The following is a 17906-nucleotide window of genomic DNA, read 5'->3' as shown; positions in this document are numbered from 1 at the left end:
AGACCTGAAATAATGATAAACTGTGTTTTTTGATTTTTAGCAAATAAACGTAGAGCGTGTCATCATTTGTATGGTGAAAAACGAGATGTAAATGATGAATAATGCGCCCTTACCTACCAAACCAGAAAAAGATAAAAAGGATATAATATGACTCGTCAAACCATTCAAACTGATAAAGCACCTGCTGCCGTTGGTACTTATTCACAAGCCGTCAAAGTCGGTAACACCGTCTATATTTCAGGACAATTGGGTTTTGACCCTGATACCATGGAATTAAAAGAAGGTTTTAAAGCACAGGCTGAGCAAGTGTTCGAAAACATCAAAGCCATCTGTGAAGCGGCTGGTGGCAGCTTAAATGACGTAGTTAAATTTAACGTGTCATTGACTGATTTGAGTGATTTTGCGGCACTAAACGACGTGTTTGTTGCCAATTTGAGCGAGCCATATCCTGCCCGTGCAGCCGTCCAAGTAGCGGCGTTACCTAAAGGCGGTGTGGTCGAGATTGAGTCAATTTTATATATTGAGTAACTTAAGCCATATCATCATGTAAATAGTAAGGCTTAATACATAGACGCACTTAATTCTCAAGTCATTACGCCAAAAAAGCCACTGCTAAAAAGTAAGGCCAGAGTAAGCCCAAATATCAATATTTGGGCTTATTGCTATTATTCTTATCAATATTACAATCTAGATATCTAAAAGCTGGTTATCTAAAGACCATTTATCTAAAAACTGTTTATCCAAAAACCATTTACCTGAAACTGGGAACGCATTCTATGTTGGTACAAGTTGCTCTACCCGTGCCCCTTTATCGGGGATTTGACTATAGCATACCAGCAGATATAAACGCCTTCTCAAGCCCTTCTTTACCTCATATTGGCTGCCGTGTCGAAGTATCCTTTGGTCGTCAAACTTTAATCGGTATCGTCGTCGCTCATATTCCAGAAGCAAATAGCAGCGTGCCACTTAATAAGCTAAAACCTATCAATAAATGCTTAGATGCTGAGCCTATTTTGGACGCCAGTATGCTAAAGCTGGCACATTGGCTGGCGCGTTATTATCACTACCCGCTTGGTGACGTTTTAGCAGTCATGCTGCCAACGCTCGTTCGTCAAGGTAAGCCGCTGGATTTACTGATTACCCATTGGCGAATTTTGCCGCAGGTAAGCGACGATGACTTTCGTGCCAACGCCAAAAAACAAAAACAACAATTTGATATGCTTAAGCTGCATGGCGAGCGCGGCGCGAGTGAAGATGTTTTATTACTAGAGGGCATGGAGAGGAGTTTTTTAAAGGCGCTCGAAGACAAAGGTTTAATCGAGCGCTATATTCAGACCAAACAAGCACCTGCGCCTGTTAAATTAGCAAAAATGCCCCTTGATCTCAATGACGAGCAACAACTCGCCGTTACCGCCATTATTGCGGCTCATGAAGCCAATCGCTACACGGGATTTTTATTAAATGGCATCACTGGTAGTGGCAAGACAGAAGTCTATCTGCAAGCGATGCAAGCCGTATTGGACGCTGGCAAGCAGGTATTGATTTTGGTACCAGAGATTGGATTGACACCGCAAACGCGTGCGCGTTTCGCCAGTCGCTTTGCCGCTCACATTGTCTTATTGCATTCTGGCATGAACAATACTCATCGCTTACAAGGTTGGCAAGATTGCCGTACCGGTCATGCTCAAATCATTATTGGCACGCGCTCAGCAGTGCTCTATCCCTTTGCAGATTTGGGCTTAATTGTCGTTGATGAAGCGCATGATGGTTCTTATAAGCAGCAAGATACCTTGCGCTATCATGCCGCTGACGTCGCGCTGTATCGTGGACTACAAGCCAATATCCCTGTCGTATTGGGTACGGCGACGCCATCTCTTGAGCATCTAAAACTGGTCGATGACGGTAAGCTGGTGGAGTGCCAACTGCAAACTCGTCCCGGTAATGCGAAGCTTGCAACCATGCAGCTGATTGATGCGCGCCTGAAAAGTACTCATCAACAAACGACGGACGAAGGCGCGCGCTATGATACTGGGCTGACCGATGTGCTGATTGGGGCAATACGGCAAACGCTAGAAGCGGGCGATCAAGTATTAATATTTTTAAACCGTCGCGGCTATGCGCCAGTTTTGCTATGCGAAGCTTGCGGTTGGCAAGCAGATTGTCCGCGCTGCGACGCGCATCTAACCGTTCATTACAATAGCCAGTCCCAACACAACGCTTATAGTAGCTCCTATTTAAAATGCCACCACTGCGACTGGCAAGCTTATATTCCGACAGTTTGCCCGGATTGTGGCAGTCAAAATTTGGATGCCAAAGGGATGGGCACGACGAGGCTCAGCGAAAACCTGCATGCGATTTTTGCCAATCCGCAAACCAGCAAAGAGCTATATCCCATTATCCAAATCGATCGCGATACCACCAGACGTAAAGACAGTTGGGAGAATATCTATCAGCGTATCAATCAAGGTAATCCTGCCATCTTGGTTGGCACGCAGATGGTCGCCAAAGGTCATCATTTCCCTAATGTTACGCTTGTCTGCTTACCAAACGCCGATCGTGGTTTCTTGTCCGCCGACTTTCGCTCGCCGGAACATACTGCGCAATTGATGATTCAGGTCGCAGGACGTGCCGGTCGCGGTGATAAATCTGGTCGTGTACTCATTCAAACGCTGCAACCAGACAATGAATTATTATTGAAACTGGTCAAAGATGGTTATTTGTTTTTTGCTCGCGAGCTATTGCAAGAGCGTAAAATGATGGGTTTACCACCGCATAGCTATGCTGCCTTGATACGCTGTGAAGGCAAAACCCTTGCCGCCACGACGCAAGCCCTTAAAGATGCGATTGCCATTTTGCCAAATGGTCATAATCTCGCCGTACTAGGACCTATCGATGCACCAATGAGCAAAAAGAATAGCCGTTACCACGTACAACTGCTACTTTTAGGCAAAGACAGACAGCAATTGCATCGGGTATTACAGCATTGGTGGCAGCCTGTACTTGCCCTTCCAAGCGCCAAATATCTGAAGCTGACCCTGGATATCGACCCTGTTGGTTGGTAGCCGCCAACGCCTAACCATCACTCTTCAATTCGGATTATCACTTTATCGCTGTCCGCTACTAGGGCTTGTGCCCATTTAGAGGATAGTTGATTGAATTGAGGACACACCCTAAAGAACGCTATTCGAAATAGTAACCAATGGTTTACTGCCTAGATACAGCAAGCATTTATTAAATATGCTAAATTCTTTATATCTGGCTAGTCCGCGTACAGCAAGCCCAGCCTTATAAGCAATCAAATTTCCTCTTCTGTCATTCTGAGTGTTGTTATGAGTCAAAATAAATCAAACGCTGAACAAGGCAATCATTCTCATCAGAATGATACTGTTAATGTGGCTAACCATCTGCATAAAGATGATGAGAGCAACTACACTCATGACAATCAAGCCTCTCACGATCACGATGAACACTTAGAGCAAACAACAGCCCCGCGAGATACCAAGGGCTATCAGCGTACTTTGCTGTTTAGCTTTATCATTATCACAGGCTATATGTTTATTGAAGCCATCGGTGGCTGGCTGACTGGCAGTTTGGCGCTATTATCTGATGCAGGTCACATGCTCAGTGATGCAATCGCACTTGGCGCCACTCTGATGGCATTTAAAATTGGAGAAAAAGCAGCCACTCATCAAAAGACGTTTGGTTATAAACGCTTTGAGATTTTAGTCGCAACAGTCAATGGTGCGACGCTGGTCATTATTGCGCTAATGATTTTTTATGAGGCGATTAAGCGCTTCAATTCACCGCCTGAAATTGCTACCCAAGGCATGCTTATCGTTGCTACTATCGGTATGTTGGTCAATATTTTGGTCGCTTGGCTGATGCATCGAGGCAGTCGTGGTGGAGATGCACATGGACACAGTCATGCTGGTAGTCATAAAGGCAGTCTTGAAGACACTCAAGGAAAAAATGCGAGTAAAGCACCGGTCAATCTTAATATGCAAAGTGCTTACCTGCATGTATTGAGTGACTTAATGGGTTCGGTTGCCGCTATTGTTGCCGCGCTTTTGATGATGAGCTTCGGCTGGGTTTGGGCGGATGCAGCGGCCTCGGTGATTGTCGCGATACTGATATTATTTAGTGGTTATCGCGTTGTGCGTGATTCCGTACATATTTTGATGGAAGGCACGCCAGAAGGCATATCCTTAGTGGATGTCGAAAAAAAACTGCTTACCCATCCACAAGTACAAGAAGTCCATGATTTGCATGTTTGGAGTATTACCAGTGGTCTAAATGCCTTATCTTGTCACGTCGTTGTCGATGGTGAGATGAGTATTCATGAATCCAGCATATTGATTGCCAATTTAGAACAAAGCTTGCTTGAACTCGGCATCCATCATGCGACCATTCAGGTAGAAAGCGCATCACATCCGCAAACTGAGACACATAGCGATGCGCTGGTCTGCGATATCTCAGAACAACAAACAGAGGGTAATAATCATATTGGTCACAATCATTAAGCATGAGGCATTGAAAATCAGACTTTGAAAGTCAGACATTAAACATTGAAAAGACCATTTTTCATTCAAGTATCAATTTAAACGTCGCCTATGATTGGTGACATTTTATCAAGTGACGGCAATCATAACGCCATATGCACCACATTAGCCAAAGCGCTGTTATTAACTAAATACCTAACCCCAACGATAAGAATATGATTCGAATCCAAAAATCTCATACGTCAGTCCTGATGTGCGTTACATAATCAGATGTCAAATAACCAGCTGCCATATATGACGTAAGCGGCGACCAAGATCCAAATAACCGCGCCAGTCCTGCCCCGAAAATCCTTAAAATTATTTTGCTAAAAGTCTTCAATAATCCGCGCAACTTACTATCAGTGGACGAATCATCATGCATGAATATAACTTCTTACGCGCCAACATAAACAGGCTTTATTTTAAATAAGATTATATCACGCCGATTTTTAGCATTGTAATGGCACGTTAAAAATGATGGGAAATTTAGCCTCACCGCCATATTTTTCATATAAATTCTGTATACTTAAAGCTGAAACACCCAATTTACCACTAATGGATGATTTTCTGCCATGTCGAGACGCTCAGCTCCTTTTGTTGCTCCAAGCCACATTGATGACCCTATCTCAGCAGAGGGTAAAAAGCATGCCAAAGCATTGTTATCGACGCTGCAAGAAGACATTGCTAGCTTTCGAGATGAGCAGTTTCCGCCTGATATTTTGCGTCAAGTTCGTGACATGCCAATTTATGAAGGCAATATCGCCGAAGTCCAAGCCTATCAGCAGCGTTGGCATAATCTGCTTGAGCGCGCCATAGCGTTTTATCCTGCTGCCAATCTACCGCCCGATCATCTGCCGCTACCAGCCAGCCTTGGGATACCGCAATTTATCTATCATGTGCAAAGGCTACATTTGACCAAGACCCGTGCAAAAGAATCCAAAAGCTTCGGTTCGGTCGGTGCGCTTACTGATAAGTGTGGTGATTATAGTGCTGATGAAATTGCGCGTATGAGTGCCGTATTTGATAATGATGATGAGGCGCGTTTGGTGGCGCATCGTGAATTTATTGATTTGCGCGCCTATGTATTTTGCCGTGATAGCAATGGCGAGATGCTGGAGCCTGAACGCGTGCGTTTTTATCGAACGGGGCTTATCGTCCATGCGCTGCCCGATTTCAAAATCGTAGACAGTCGCCAGACCCCGCGTAAGCGTCGTAACGATGCTTATAACAATCCACTTGCCGATAATGGTGTGTGGAAGATTTATCGTAAAAAATAACGTATGCTAAGATTTTTTATTTTTGCCATGCCCGTATTGTACCGCTTATTTTATCATGACTGCTAAGGATTCCAGATGTTCGCTGCCGCCACCGGCTCACCAAATTTAATGTTACAAGCTACAATCTTCTTAGGAGCAGCCCTGCTCTTTGTACCCCTTGGTAAACGTTTTGGCATTGCGACGGTCTTAGGTTATCTCATTACAGGATTGATATTGGGGCCCAGTGGTCTAGACGTCGCAGGCGATGCTGAGAGCTTGTTGCACTTCTCTGAGTTTGGCGTGGTCATGCTGCTATTCATTATCGGACTTGAGCTGCAACCCTCACGATTATGGGCACTGCGGCGTTCGATATTTGTCCTCGGTGGTTTACAAGTCGGTCTGACTGGCACATTATTAATGGGGCTGTTACATCAAATTTTTGGCTTACAGCTCGATACTGCTTTTATCGTCGGTTTTGGCCTTGCCTTGTCGTCCACAGCTTTTGTACTACAAATACTGACTGAAAAACAGCAGCTTTCTAGCACCCACGGTCGTGAAGCGTTCACGATTTTATTATTCCAAGATATTGCAGTTATCCCTTTGTTAGCCGTCATTCCTTTCCTATCAGGGGTGCGCGAACAAAGTTATGATTTGATTTATTTTGGCAAAGTTTTTGCGGTTTTTGCTGGACTGATTTTTGCTAGTCGTTATGTCGTTCGTCCCTTCTTTAAGTTTGTAGCCTCTAGTGGTGCATCAGAACTGCTGACCGCCGTTGCGCTATTTATCGTGATGGGTGTGTCTATTTTGATGGGTCAAATTGGTTTATCCATGGCATTGGGTGCTTTTTTGACAGGGGTACTGCTCGCAGATTCTGAGTATCGCCATGAGCTAGAAGCCAGTATTGAGCCATTTAAAGGATTGCTACTTGGCTTGTTTTTTATGTCGGTCGGTATGCTGACTGATGTCAAACTTATCTTGGCAAAACCTATCTTTATCATCGGCTGTGCAATGGCATTGATGGCTATCAAATTTGGTGTCATTACCGCCATTGCAAAGATATCAGGCAATCGCTGGCCAACCAGTATAAGACTGGGTGTGACGCTCGCTCAAGGTGGTGAATTTGCTTTTGTTTTATTCAGTGTTGCTACTGCTCAAAATGTGTTGCGACCTGAGCTTGCCAACACTCTGAACCTTATCGTCACTATCTCCATGGCACTCACACCGTTGGCATTTTTGTTACTTGAGAAAATCGGTGAGCCGTTATTTGCCAAAAGCAAACCCAGCCGCGAATACGATGCCATCCCCGATCATGAACATCAAGTCATTATTGCTGGCTTTGGGCGCGTTGGTCAGATTATCGGTCGTGTACTACGCATGCACAACATCGAATTTACCGCCATTGAACGCTCAGCGAATCGCGTCGATTTCGTTCGTAAATTTGGTAACCAAGTCTATTACGGCGACCCAAAAAACCCTGAGATATTGCGCGCGGCTGGTATTAAAAAAGCCCGTGTGTTTATTTTAGCCATCGATGATTTAGAGCGCTCTATCACCACGGCTCAATACTTACGTAAAAACTATCCAGACTTGATTGTCTTGGCACGGGCACGTGACCGTCAGCATTATTATCGATTGCGTGAGGTCGGTGTGCGTCATATTTGGCGTGAGACTTACCTATCATCCTTGGATATGTCGCGTGAGTCGCTACAACTGCTTGGCATCTCACCAGAAAAAGCGCGCGAGACGGTGCAAACCTTCCGCGATTACGACGATGACTTGATTGAACGTCAGCAAGCGATCTACGATGATGAAGCCAGCATGATTGAATCCGCACAATCAGCGATGGCAGAGCTAGAAAGCTTGTTTGATGAAGACATTGATAAAGCCCGAAAAATGGACTTAACAGATTTTTATGACGCGCTAAAAAGTAAAGCAACACCCGTTGATAAAAAGGACGATGTTGCAACTGACTCTAACACCTAAATATTTATATATTTTAAAGCGTGTTTGATGATTCACAAATAGTCAGTGTCATGGTTAAATCATCAAACATGCCCTAATCGGGCATACAGCTTGCTGGTGCCAGTTTCTTATTTAGTGAACTTGTACAGTTCCAACTATCGCTGTCTGGCACATGGTAAAAAACCAGTGTCTGCTGATTTAGATAGCGGATAGGGAACTGAACATTTTGTATGGTCGCAATGACTGCACAATCCGTTTCTACTACGCCAGCGGCCTCTTTATCGATATCAATTCGTATCTGCTGAGTGCCTGTATCGATAGGCAAATCCATTGGACATTGCCCTGTCTGTTGATAAATCAGTGCCACACGATTTTGTGCCGTTTTGGCTATATCATACGCATCGAACAGCACTTCATTGGCTTTTGGCTTGGCAATAATTGGCAGAAACTGTATCTTAATGACCATTAAAGCAAAAGCAAAAATACCAAACCCCAATCCTAACCCAAATAAACTGACCCCACCTTCTCGGCGCAGATGCACCTTTTGCGCTGCTTCATCACGCGGATAATCATCGATAGCATCTGCAATCTCACGTCGCGCCATGCGGTAATAATACGCATCCGTCCAACGCGCCACCATGAACGACCAAAATAACCAAATGATCGCGGCTATACCTATGCGTGTCGCCATCTGGTAAGCATCAGGGATGAAGGACATTGCCAAAAATTCAAACGCAACCAATACCAGTGCCACATTGAGCTGAATAAACGACCAGCCAGCCACGCTATAGACAATCGCATCCATATAGCGTTTGCGATAGAGGAGCCAAGGAAACGTCACAAAAAATGCTGCCCAATGCCATTTTGGCGAAAGATAACCTTGTGCATCGAACTGCTCAAAGCGTTTTAGATAATAATGCTGGCTACGGTGACCGATGAACCATTTATCAAGTTGTGTACGCTTAGCAGGAGTCAGCTGTTCTTGGTAAAAAGGGGGCGGCGAATCCGTCTCGATAAATAGCATAGATGACCCCTATTAACGATGAAGAAAAATTTAAATCCATTACTCACTTTATATGATAACGCCAAAACCGATGTGCAGAACAGTAAAACGACAGATAAATACCGCTAATTCAATGTAAAAGAGCGTCAAGGCAGCCGAATGGCAATCTATATGTGATACGTCAAACAAGGTCAACGCTTTCACTCTTTTATGCTGGATCAGCGATAACAATATTAAAAAAGGATTGTGCGTTCACAGCTGTATAGATTTAACTTATAATAAGCATACATCACCCATTTTATTAAGCCTTGTCAATCCTATGAGTCAACATCCTGATATTAATGATAACATCGATAGTACGAATACTACTGATGAGCAAAAAGTCCTCAGCACTAACACCGAAAGCAATACTGATATTGACATTGAAGCCAGTATTAGTAATGAGAGTAAGCCTGAAGAAAGCAAACATCTACGTATCGTCAATACTTTTATGAAACGACGTACGCACATGAATAAAAATGCCGAACTGGCACTAACCGCGCCAGAATTTTCTGAGTACCTGGTCAATAACAGTTTCGGTGATGGCAATCTTGATGGTATTGACAATCTACGAACGCTATTCGCTGATAGCCCTAACGGTAGTGAAGCACCGCTTACTTTAGAGATCGGTTTTGGACTGGGTGATTCGTTCATTGAGATGGCGGCAGCAGAACCTAGCCGCAATTTCGTTGGTGTCGAAGTGCACGAGCCAGGCATCGGTAAATGCGCCTATATAGCAGGTACGCAAAATTTAAATAACGTCAAAATCATTAACGGTGACGCTATTCAACTGCTCAAGCAACTACCAGAAAACCATATTGATCGTATCCAGCTTTACTTCCCTGACCCATGGCAAAAAAAGCGCCATCACAAGCGCCGCTTCGTCAGCCCTGAACGTATGGCGATTGTGACTCGTAGTCTAAAGCAAGGCGGCTGGTTCCATACCGCAACCGACTGGGAGCATTATGCCTTTTGGATGGTTGAAGTTTTAGACGGTTTTACTGGTTTAACCAATCAAGCAGGCGCAGGTAACTTCACCGACCGCCCTGACTTTCGTCCAATGACCAAATTTGAGCGCCGCGGTATAAATAGTGGACATGGCGTTTGGGATTTAATCTATATCAAAGATTAGATTCGGCTCACTTATCTTCGGTGACTTCTGTATAGCGGCTAAATTATTTAGCCGCTTTTTTGTGCTTGCAAATTATCTAATGACAATATTATTTGATTTTTTTCAGCTACAACCCTTAATGGACAAGCTATAAGTATTTTTATTAAAAATAATAAAATTTTTTTAATACGTGAAACATAGTCTATTTTCATAGAATTTTTAAATTGATAATGCTACATATAGGGGTAAAAAATATATTCCAGCGCCACACTCACAGGTTACCTATCTACTCAAACATTGATAGTATAAGGGATTCATGAGTTCTCCCCATAAGCTGTGGATAACCCTGTGCATAAGTACGCACTTGACAACAATTTCCCTAGATAGCTCAAAGGATGAGGTAAAATCGTTCATTTTTTATACAATTTAAAAAACCTTTTAAATCAGTAAGTTAAATGGCATTTCATAATACTGTAATTTATTTTTAATATATTTTTAAATTAAATTAATCCTCACTGATGTTTCACAAAAGCTAAATTTAGACGCTTTATTTCTTGTGGACAACTTTTAATGCTATTGACAAAGGGCGACATTATCCTATCCAAAAATAGGATGTATTCAGCAACTAGATTACACAAGTTATCACTTATATACAATGCGACAGTTAGTGTCGTTTAGCATCATTGAATCCTCTATATGCTCCTTGGTTTTTGTTATAATCATCTTATCTAATCAACCGCACTTTAGAAAACAGTTAAGGCTTAACGAGCATAATTTTACCTACAAATTACATCTGTTGGCACTGATTATGAACTTAATTTTACTTTTATCGTTATTTGATTTTACTGTATAGTAGAGTGATATATCCTATATTACTGTCTACACCATCGACACCCTAACCCATTCATCCTAGATAGACATTGAACGAACGCTGCCTATTATTTAGATAGCCATCAGCACTATTGAGCCGTTAACCTTCGTAGTTACAAACATTTTATTTATCATACCAAATTTATAGTTTTAACCAATGATTGAAGACAAGGAATCCAGTATGGACGACAATAAAGCCAAAGCCCTTAAAGCAGCACTCGGTCAAATCGAAAAGCAGTTTGGTAAGAATACCATCATGCATTTAGGTGACGACTCAGCTATTATGGATGTCGATGTAGTATCAACAGGTTCGTTGGGTCTGGATATTGCACTTGGCATTGGTGGTCTACCAAAAGGCCGTATCGTAGAGATTTATGGCCCAGAAAGCTCAGGTAAAACGACCATGACGCTACAAGCGATTGCAGAGTGTCAAAAACAGGGCGGTGTCTGTGCCTTTATTGATGCTGAGCATGCACTAGATCCAGTTTATGCGCGTAAGCTTGGCGTGAATACTGACGAGCTATTGCTTTCTCAGCCTGATAATGGTGAGCAAGCGCTTGAAATTACCGACATGCTTGTGCGTTCTGGGGCGGTTGATATGATTGTTATTGACTCAGTTGCTGCCTTGACGCCGCGCGCAGAGATTGAAGGCGAGATGGGCGACTCACATATGGGTTTGCAAGCACGGCTTATGAGCCAAGCCCTACGTAAAATCACTGGTAACGCCAAACGCTCTAACTGTATGGTGGTATTTATCAACCAGATTCGTATGAAGATTGGTGTTATGTTTGGTAGCCCTGAGACTACGACTGGTGGTAACGCGCTTAAGTTTTACGCCTCAGTTCGTATGGACATTCGCCGCATCGGTGCGGTCAAAAATGGTGATGAAATCATCGGTAACCAAACCCGTGTCAAAGTCATCAAAAACAAAATGGCACCGCCTTTCCGCCAAGCAGAGTTTGAAATTACTTATGGTGAAGGTACCAACCACTTAGCCGAAGTGATTGACTTGGGTGTTGAAATTGGTGCAGTTGGCAAAGCAGGCTCTTGGTATAGCTATGGCGACGAAAAAATCGGTCAAGGTAAAGCCAATTCTGTACTGTTCTTAAAAGAAAACCCTGCGATTGCGCAAGAAATCGAAGCTAAAATTCGCGAGGAAAAGCTTGGATCAAAGAAAGAAGCCAAAGCCGAAGATAAAGCCAATGAAGCGTTGGTTTCTGAACCTGTACAATAACGGCGCAATTATTCACCGCTATTAATAATCATGACTTGTTATGAAAATTAAATTGTTATGAACATTAAAACCTTAGCTGAAATACTCGCTGAATCCGATGCCGATTCAGCGAGTAGTCCGACTATCAAATCAAAAAAACCGTCCAAATCTTCCAAACACTCTGAATCCTCCAAATTTTCTCAGCATTCCTATCAAGGCAATCCTAAAAAAACAACTAAGACGCGCAAGCATTCAACTTACTATCATGAAGACCATTCATTATCTGACGATGCTGACTTTTCAGTAGAATCCGTTGAGGCTCACTCTTCTACCAATAAAAATCCTGCTAAAACTAAGAAACGTAAAAAGCGTTTTCACCCAGCGGCTAACTTTAGCCCTGAGCCTAGTGACGTGCCTGCTTATCAGCAACCAGAAGCGCAAAGTATCAAAGAGATGCTGGCTGAAGTTAAACAAAATATTCATGATGAACCAGACGATAGCACGGCTACTGATGATGAATTTAACAAAGAATCACAGTATACAACCGATGCTGCCATTACCAACACTTCTGCGCACAGCACAGTCGACAGTCAGATGGATAACCTACCTGCTGCTCTTAAAGCCTATTTGCGCACGCCTGAACAACGACAAGCAGAAATAGATGAGATCAAAGCCGAAAGCCGCTTGCGTTGGTTAGCTTTTTATTATTTATCGCGCCGTGAGTACGGCAAGGCTGAGCTTAAGCAAAAGCTTATTGATAAAGAGCAAGCCTTAGATAAAATTGATGCGCTACTCGATGAGTTTGAAGAAAAAGGCTACCAAAGTGATTATCGCACGACGCTCATGCTCATTCGTGAAAATATCCGTAAAGGTCGGGGACGCGGACGTATCAAGCAGGAGTTTTATCGTAAAAAAATTACCATGCCCAGTAATATCGATGAGTTAATCGATATGGCAAATGCAGAGTCAGAAGAGTTTAGGGAGTTTGTAGATGATAGTGCAGATAATCTGGTAGATGGTGTCGATTGGCTCAAACTGGCGGTCACAGCCCGCACTAAGAAGTACGGCGATGACATACCCACTGAACAAAAAGACAAAGCAAAGCAGCTACGGTTTTTGCAATATCGAGGCTTTCAGAGCGATATCTGTTTTGCCGCGCTCAATTATACATTAGACACATTAGATGAGCGCTTTTAACCCACCCTCACCTTTTTTTAAATACATCCATCTGTACATAAAACAATATGACTTGAGCGATCTATTAATAATAGCCGAGCACTTTCCACCAAATCAAACCAGCACCGATCCAAATAACTAAATTGACCACACTCATTATTGCGCCAATACTCCACCACTCTCTTAACGTCACATAGCCAGAGTTAAAAATGACTGGCGCAGTACCAGTTGCATAATGCGTAAGCGTCATCATGATATTGCCCGCTGCGGCTAAGATAAGCGCATATAACATCGGCGGTGCGCCCAAGCTTAAACCCACCGCATAAAATGCTGCAAATAGTGCAGTAATGTGAGCCGTGCTACTAGCAAAGAAGTAATGGATATATAAGTATACTAGGGTCAAAATAGTCACAGCCCCTATCCAGCCAAGCCCAGTCGTGCCAATCATCGATTCGATATTGCCAGAGAACCAGCTTATCAGTCCAAGCTTATTAAGATAAGCGGCCATCATAATAAGGGCGCCAAACCAAATAATGGTATCCCATGCTGACTTCTCTTTTAAAATATCGTCCCAAGTCAGTACCCCAGTCAATATTAAGGTCGTCAAACCAATAAATGCTGTGGTGGTAGCATCAACGCTATATTGCTCACCTAACATCAATGCGGGAATATTCGCCCACAATAACAGCATCAGAGCAAATACCCCGAGCATGATTTTTTCTTGGCTACTTATTTTTCCCATTTCTGCCAAATTTTCCTTGGCAAAACCTTTTGCATCGGGCGTGATTTTAACATCAGGTGGATAAATTATATAAATGACTAATGGCATCATAAGCAGACATAGCATGCCAGGTACAAACATCGCCACTGCCCATGTGGTCCATGACAGCTGAATATCACCGCCTGTGGCTTTATTCACCAAATCTACAACCAAAGGATTGGGCGCAGTAGCCGTGATAAACATCCCAGAAGTAATCGGGTTGGCATGATAGTTCACCATCGCCAAATAACGACCAATCTTATTTTGAGTGCCTTCTTCTGGCGTCGAATGAAAGCTTTGCGCGATAGACTTCATAATAGGATGAATAATACCGCCGCCACGCGCCGTATTGGAGGGCGTAATGGGTGCTATCATCAATTCAGCCGCAGTCAAAGAATAAGCCACGCCGATGGTTTTTTTACCAAAAATAGAAATAAAATAATAGGCAATACGTCGACCCAAACCCGTTTTTATCAAGCCACGCGATATCATAACTGCAATACCAATTAGCCAAATCAACGGACTTGAGTAGCTTGATAATGCATCACTAATGGCTTGTGCTGGGCTATCACTAGTCACGCCTGTAAGTGCGACTAGGGTGACGGCAACGATAGCAATGGCACCAATGGGTAATACTTTGCCGATGATGGCGACAATAGTGGCGATGAATAACGCCAGCATGTGCCATGCTTCAGGGGTGACGCCAGTAGGCACAGGTATCACAAACCAAATGATCAAGCCGACCAAAATGGCAACCGCTGCTTGAATAGGCTTAAATGGCATGATTAACTATCCTTATAAATGCTTATACCATCACGCAGTCATATTATATAAAGGATCATCAAAGTAGCCACTGCGACAAAAGACTCAATGAATCATATGACCATCTTATAAGATTTATAGAATTATTTTTCTATTATTCACCATTTTTAACATATCTATTTAGAATAAAGAGTAAATATTCAGTAATAGAGTACCAATAGTAGGGTTAAACTAACAGCCATAAAAAAGAGCACGTTGGATAACGTACTCTTTTTTATAGTATTAACTTTATGGCATTAACCGTTGCGACTTTCTTTAAAAAATAAATTTATTTTAACGCACCTAATCGCCTAGATAGCTGATTGATGATTTGATCAATCTCTTCATTGGCTTCAGATTCATTATCTAAATTGCCACTTGGTGTCAGCTGATTCATTACTTCTGGCAGCAACTCAGCAAGACCTTGACGGACTTCTACGTCATTAGCACCAGTATGTACTGCAACCTGCTGAATTTCACTTTCATCGAATAACTGACTGATATCATTTGGATCAAGGTTGTCATTGTCTTGTTGGTTACTCATCCAAGAACGCGCTTGGTTTTCATAACCCATACCTGTGATTTTTGATAATGCACCACTCAAGCCGCCATTGCGTTTGATCCAGCTTAGTACCATTGGCATAAGTGCAGCGATTAGCATACCTTTACCACCGAATCCAGATTTTCTCGTTTGACCACCCATGGCTTGACCACCCAATACGCTGCCTAATATGTCTCCAAGACCGCCGGCATTAGAATTGACGCCGCCACGTTGATTGCCACCAGTGAGTCCACCGCCTGTTAACCCACCGAGAATATCATCTAAGCCAAAACCATTGTCTGGCTGACGATCATACTGGCGTGGATTGTAGCCTCCAGTTTGACTACCACCGCCGAGCACGCTACCCAATATATCCCCAAGACCACCTGTACGACGTGGATCAATGCGTTGATTTACAGGATTACGCTGCGCATCTTCAGGATCCATCGCACGACGGGCCACCTGACTAACCAAATTCCCTAATAAGCTCATTCTCGATTCCTTTTTGTCATATTATTTATTATCTATAAACCGCTAAAAACTTCGCTGCTAATTTAATATATTAAGCAACAGCTTGATTTACTTATGCGATTCATAATTCTCTTGCAATATAACAAATCTCTTTCGCTATCCAGATAGGTGTTTTGTTATGACATGTAGGCGTTCGTAAATTCGTGGAAAAAACCGCTCATTGGGCGCTATAAAAAATACTACCTCAACTCGTATTTTCGGCGTTTATGTTAGGCATATTGAACATTCAACCATGGTACTAATAAGTACTATTTATAAGTATTCAATACAATCTAGCCAAAATATTCAACTCTCGCCATTGTTCAGGGCTCACTTGATCTCGAAAGATGGTCACTGATAAAGAGCGCTGATAAGGCTCTATAACATTGAATTCAAAGCTTATCGCCCATCGATATCCAGAGACAGCGATTAATTGTGCCTGCCATAGCTCATCACCGCGACCCGTACGGAGCAGTAGCTGCCAATGCTGCTCAACACGATGACTAAGTGGTGGTTGGCTAAGGTGCAGCAGTATGGGTCGTGATAATGTCAAATAAATAATCACCGCGGCGGTAACGATTAAAATAAGCACATATTGCCATAACAATAAAGAAGCGAGCCATGCCAGTACAACCATGACGACGGTCAACCCACTATAAAGCAGCAAACGCAAATAGCTGGCAGGCCAAATAGCCGTATCAATACGCAACGAATTTGCCAAGGTCATATTTTATCACCAAAAAAAACGGCAGACCATTATGTTACTTAGGCCTAGCTATACCAGCTCTAGACAACCATTTTTTATATCTAAATCAGTTTTTAAGTCAAATCTTTGGTATGACGCCATGTCTTAATTTTATTGACTAACGCCCATATTTCTTCATTTTCTGGACGATTTTGATTGGTGAAATAATCCAACAAATCAGGGTCTTCATGAGTCAGCATTTCTGCAAACGTCTCTTGTTCAGCAGGCTCTGCCGTTAAGTAAATCTCTTTGACATAAAGGTCAATATAAAAGTCTAACTCTTTTAATCCGCGGCGTGCTTGATAGATAATGCGGCGCTGTTCATTGGTTGGTTCTGGCTGAATCGGGGTGGTCATAAAAGTACTCTCATTATTTTAAATTGGGATTAAGGATAATTATGCGCAGATAATTGACGCCATAAGGCGACTGCTTGCTGCATCATCGCCACATTATGGGTGCGTATAATGCCAGCGCCTTGCTGTAGGGCAAAGATACCAGCTGCCGTACCTACCACATCACGATCTACCGCGTTGGTAGTAGCAACGACTTCGAAGCCACTCTTGCTCAATACTTCCGCTAAAAAACGTTTGCGCGAAATGCCAAACATCATCGGTAAACCAAGCGCTTGTAGCCTGCCAAGCTGGCTTAATAGTGCACAATGATGCTCATAATTTTTAGCAAAACCAAAGCCTGGATCGATAATAATTTTCTCACGCTTAACACCGATTCCTGTTACTTCGTCAATACGCGATAATAGCTCAGCCCTTACGTCACTAATGATGTCGTCATATTGTGCCAAATTATTCATCGTTGTTGGCTCACCGCGCATATGCATGAGCATGATGGGTATATCAAGCTCAGCCGCTAGTACTGCTGCACCCTCGCGTTTGAGTGCGCGTACATCATTCCAAATATCAGCACCAGCGTCAAAAGCCGCTTTCATAACCTCTGGATTACTGGTATCAATGGATAGCCAAATATCCTCCCCGCAATGCCGGCGGATGGCTCGAACCACTGGCGCAACACGCTGCAGCTCTTCAGACGTGCCCACAGCATTCGCATTGGGGCGAGTAGACTCACCGCCAATGTCGATAATAGTCGCGCCCTCTTCTATCATTTGCTGACAATGCGCAACAGCCTTATCTACCGCATTGAACTGTCCACCGTCTGAAAACGAATCGGGTGTGACATTAAGAATACCCATAATATGAGGCTGCGATAGATCTAGTGTTTTATCACGACTTGATATCTTATAGCTGGGTAAGGGCTGAAATAAGGACATAACCAAATTATCTCTCATTAAAACATTCTAATTATTGCAGACTGCTTGTTATGCGTTGTGCTTATGATACCAGTAAACTCTATTCTGTACTAAACCCTT

General features: G+C 43.0%; 14 protein-coding genes. 8 read left to right on the top strand and 6 right to left on the bottom strand.

Annotation, left to right across the window (positions count from 1 at the left end):
* Positions 1–147 precede the first annotated feature (147 nt).
* The 5 genes from B2575_RS06970 (at position 148) to B2575_RS06950 (ending at position 7777) form a co-directional block, all read left to right on the top strand.
* A complete protein-coding gene (locus B2575_RS06970) occupies positions 148–528 on the top strand; it encodes a RidA family protein (protein ID WP_055124699.1) in 381 nt (126 codons plus the stop codon).
* A 248-nt stretch (positions 529–776) separates the two neighbouring features.
* Complete coding sequence (locus B2575_RS06965; RefSeq protein WP_296240779.1) at positions 777–3062, top strand: primosomal protein N'; 2286 nt, start codon at positions 777–779, stop codon at positions 3060–3062.
* Between the two features lie 267 nt (positions 3063–3329).
* Positions 3330–4520, top strand: coding sequence for a cation diffusion facilitator family transporter (locus B2575_RS06960; protein ID WP_296240778.1), 1191 nt, complete (start codon positions 3330–3332; stop codon positions 4518–4520).
* Positions 4521–5110: 590 nt separating this feature from the next.
* Positions 5111–5815, top strand: coding sequence for a hypothetical protein (locus B2575_RS06955; RefSeq protein WP_296240776.1), 705 nt, complete (start codon positions 5111–5113; stop codon positions 5813–5815).
* A 75-nt stretch (positions 5816–5890) separates the two neighbouring features.
* Positions 5891–7777, top strand: coding sequence for a monovalent cation:proton antiporter-2 (CPA2) family protein (locus B2575_RS06950; protein WP_055124702.1), 1887 nt, complete (start codon positions 5891–5893; stop codon positions 7775–7777).
* A gap of 73 nt (positions 7778–7850) precedes the next feature.
* On the opposite strand, the gene B2575_RS06945 is transcribed toward B2575_RS06950, so the two are convergent.
* Positions 7851–8780, bottom strand: coding sequence for a pilin (locus B2575_RS06945; protein WP_045444200.1), 930 nt, complete (start codon positions 8778–8780; stop codon positions 7851–7853).
* Positions 8781–9078: 298 nt separating this feature from the next.
* On the opposite strand from B2575_RS06945, the gene trmB reads away from it, so the two are divergent.
* The 3 genes from trmB to B2575_RS06930 all read left to right on the top strand — a co-directional run bounded on the left by trmB (position 9079) and on the right by B2575_RS06930 (position 13189).
* Positions 9079–9930: a tRNA (guanosine(46)-N7)-methyltransferase TrmB gene (trmB, locus tag B2575_RS06940; protein ID WP_296240772.1), complete on the top strand. Its 852-nt coding sequence runs from the start codon at positions 9079–9081 to the stop codon at positions 9928–9930.
* Between the two features lie 1030 nt (positions 9931–10960).
* Positions 10961–12013 (top strand): recombinase RecA, encoded by a 1053-nt coding sequence (gene recA, locus B2575_RS06935; protein WP_296240770.1) that lies wholly within the window; start codon positions 10961–10963, stop codon positions 12011–12013.
* 57 nt (positions 12014–12070) lie between these two features.
* The gene (locus B2575_RS06930) at positions 12071–13189 is read left to right on the top strand and encodes a regulatory protein RecX (protein WP_045444195.1); all 1119 of its coding nucleotides are present in this window, start codon (positions 12071–12073) and stop codon (positions 13187–13189) included.
* Positions 13190–13253: 64 nt separating this feature from the next.
* On the opposite strand, the gene B2575_RS06925 is transcribed toward B2575_RS06930, so the two are convergent.
* The 5 genes from B2575_RS06925 to folP form a co-directional block, all read right to left on the bottom strand.
* The gene (locus tag B2575_RS06925) at positions 13254–14711 is read right to left on the bottom strand and encodes an anion permease (RefSeq protein ID WP_296240767.1); all 1458 of its coding nucleotides are present in this window, start codon (positions 14709–14711) and stop codon (positions 13254–13256) included.
* A gap of 307 nt (positions 14712–15018) precedes the next feature.
* Entirely contained in the window at positions 15019–15762 is a 744-nt protein-coding gene (locus tag B2575_RS06920; protein WP_296240764.1) for a YidB family protein, read from the bottom strand.
* Between the two features lie 301 nt (positions 15763–16063).
* On the bottom strand, positions 16064–16507 hold the full coding sequence (locus B2575_RS06915) for a hypothetical protein (protein WP_296240763.1): 444 nt from the start codon (positions 16505–16507) through the stop codon (positions 16064–16066).
* Positions 16508–16599: 92 nt separating this feature from the next.
* A complete protein-coding gene (locus tag B2575_RS06910) occupies positions 16600–16881 on the bottom strand; it encodes a succinate dehydrogenase assembly factor 2 (protein ID WP_045444191.1) in 282 nt (93 codons plus the stop codon).
* Between the two features lie 29 nt (positions 16882–16910).
* Entirely contained in the window at positions 16911–17807 is an 897-nt protein-coding gene (gene folP, locus B2575_RS06905) for a dihydropteroate synthase (protein ID WP_296240761.1), read from the bottom strand.
* Positions 17808–17906 lie beyond the last annotated feature (99 nt).

This window comes from Psychrobacter sp. UBA6739 (assembly GCF_002453835.1).
In the GTDB taxonomy this organism is placed as follows: Bacteria; Pseudomonadota; Gammaproteobacteria; order Pseudomonadales; family Moraxellaceae; genus Psychrobacter; species Psychrobacter immobilis_A.
Note: the sequence above shows the minus strand (reverse complement) of the source record. Positions and strands in the feature narration are given on the sequence as shown.

Bases quoted from the DNA above. Each gene is read 5' to 3' on its own strand.
- B2575_RS06970 (WP_055124699.1), top strand. From the start codon at position 148: ATGACTCGTCAAACCATTCAAACTGATAAAGCACCTGCTGCCGTTGGT.
- B2575_RS06965 (WP_296240779.1), top strand. From the start codon at position 777: ATGTTGGTACAAGTTGCTCTACCCGTGCCCCTTTATCGGGGATTTGAC.
- B2575_RS06960 (WP_296240778.1), top strand. From the start codon at position 3,330: ATGAGTCAAAATAAATCAAACGCTGAACAAGGCAATCATTCTCATCAG.
- B2575_RS06955 (WP_296240776.1), top strand. From the start codon at position 5,111: ATGTCGAGACGCTCAGCTCCTTTTGTTGCTCCAAGCCACATTGATGAC.
- B2575_RS06950 (WP_055124702.1), top strand. From the start codon at position 5,891: ATGTTCGCTGCCGCCACCGGCTCACCAAATTTAATGTTACAAGCTACA.
- B2575_RS06945 (WP_045444200.1), bottom strand. From the start codon at position 8,780: ATGCTATTTATCGAGACGGATTCGCCGCCCCCTTTTTACCAAGAACAG.
- trmB (WP_296240772.1), top strand. From the start codon at position 9,079: ATGAGTCAACATCCTGATATTAATGATAACATCGATAGTACGAATACT.
- recA (WP_296240770.1), top strand. From the start codon at position 10,961: ATGGACGACAATAAAGCCAAAGCCCTTAAAGCAGCACTCGGTCAAATC.
- B2575_RS06930 (WP_045444195.1), top strand. From the start codon at position 12,071: ATGAACATTAAAACCTTAGCTGAAATACTCGCTGAATCCGATGCCGAT.
- B2575_RS06925 (WP_296240767.1), bottom strand. From the start codon at position 14,711: ATGCCATTTAAGCCTATTCAAGCAGCGGTTGCCATTTTGGTCGGCTTG.
- B2575_RS06920 (WP_296240764.1), bottom strand. From the start codon at position 15,762: ATGAGCTTATTAGGGAATTTGGTTAGTCAGGTGGCCCGTCGTGCGATG.
- B2575_RS06915 (WP_296240763.1), bottom strand. From the start codon at position 16,507: ATGACCTTGGCAAATTCGTTGCGTATTGATACGGCTATTTGGCCTGCC.
- B2575_RS06910 (WP_045444191.1), bottom strand. From the start codon at position 16,881: ATGACCACCCCGATTCAGCCAGAACCAACCAATGAACAGCGCCGCATT.
- folP (WP_296240761.1), bottom strand. From the start codon at position 17,807: ATGTCCTTATTTCAGCCCTTACCCAGCTATAAGATATCAAGTCGTGAT.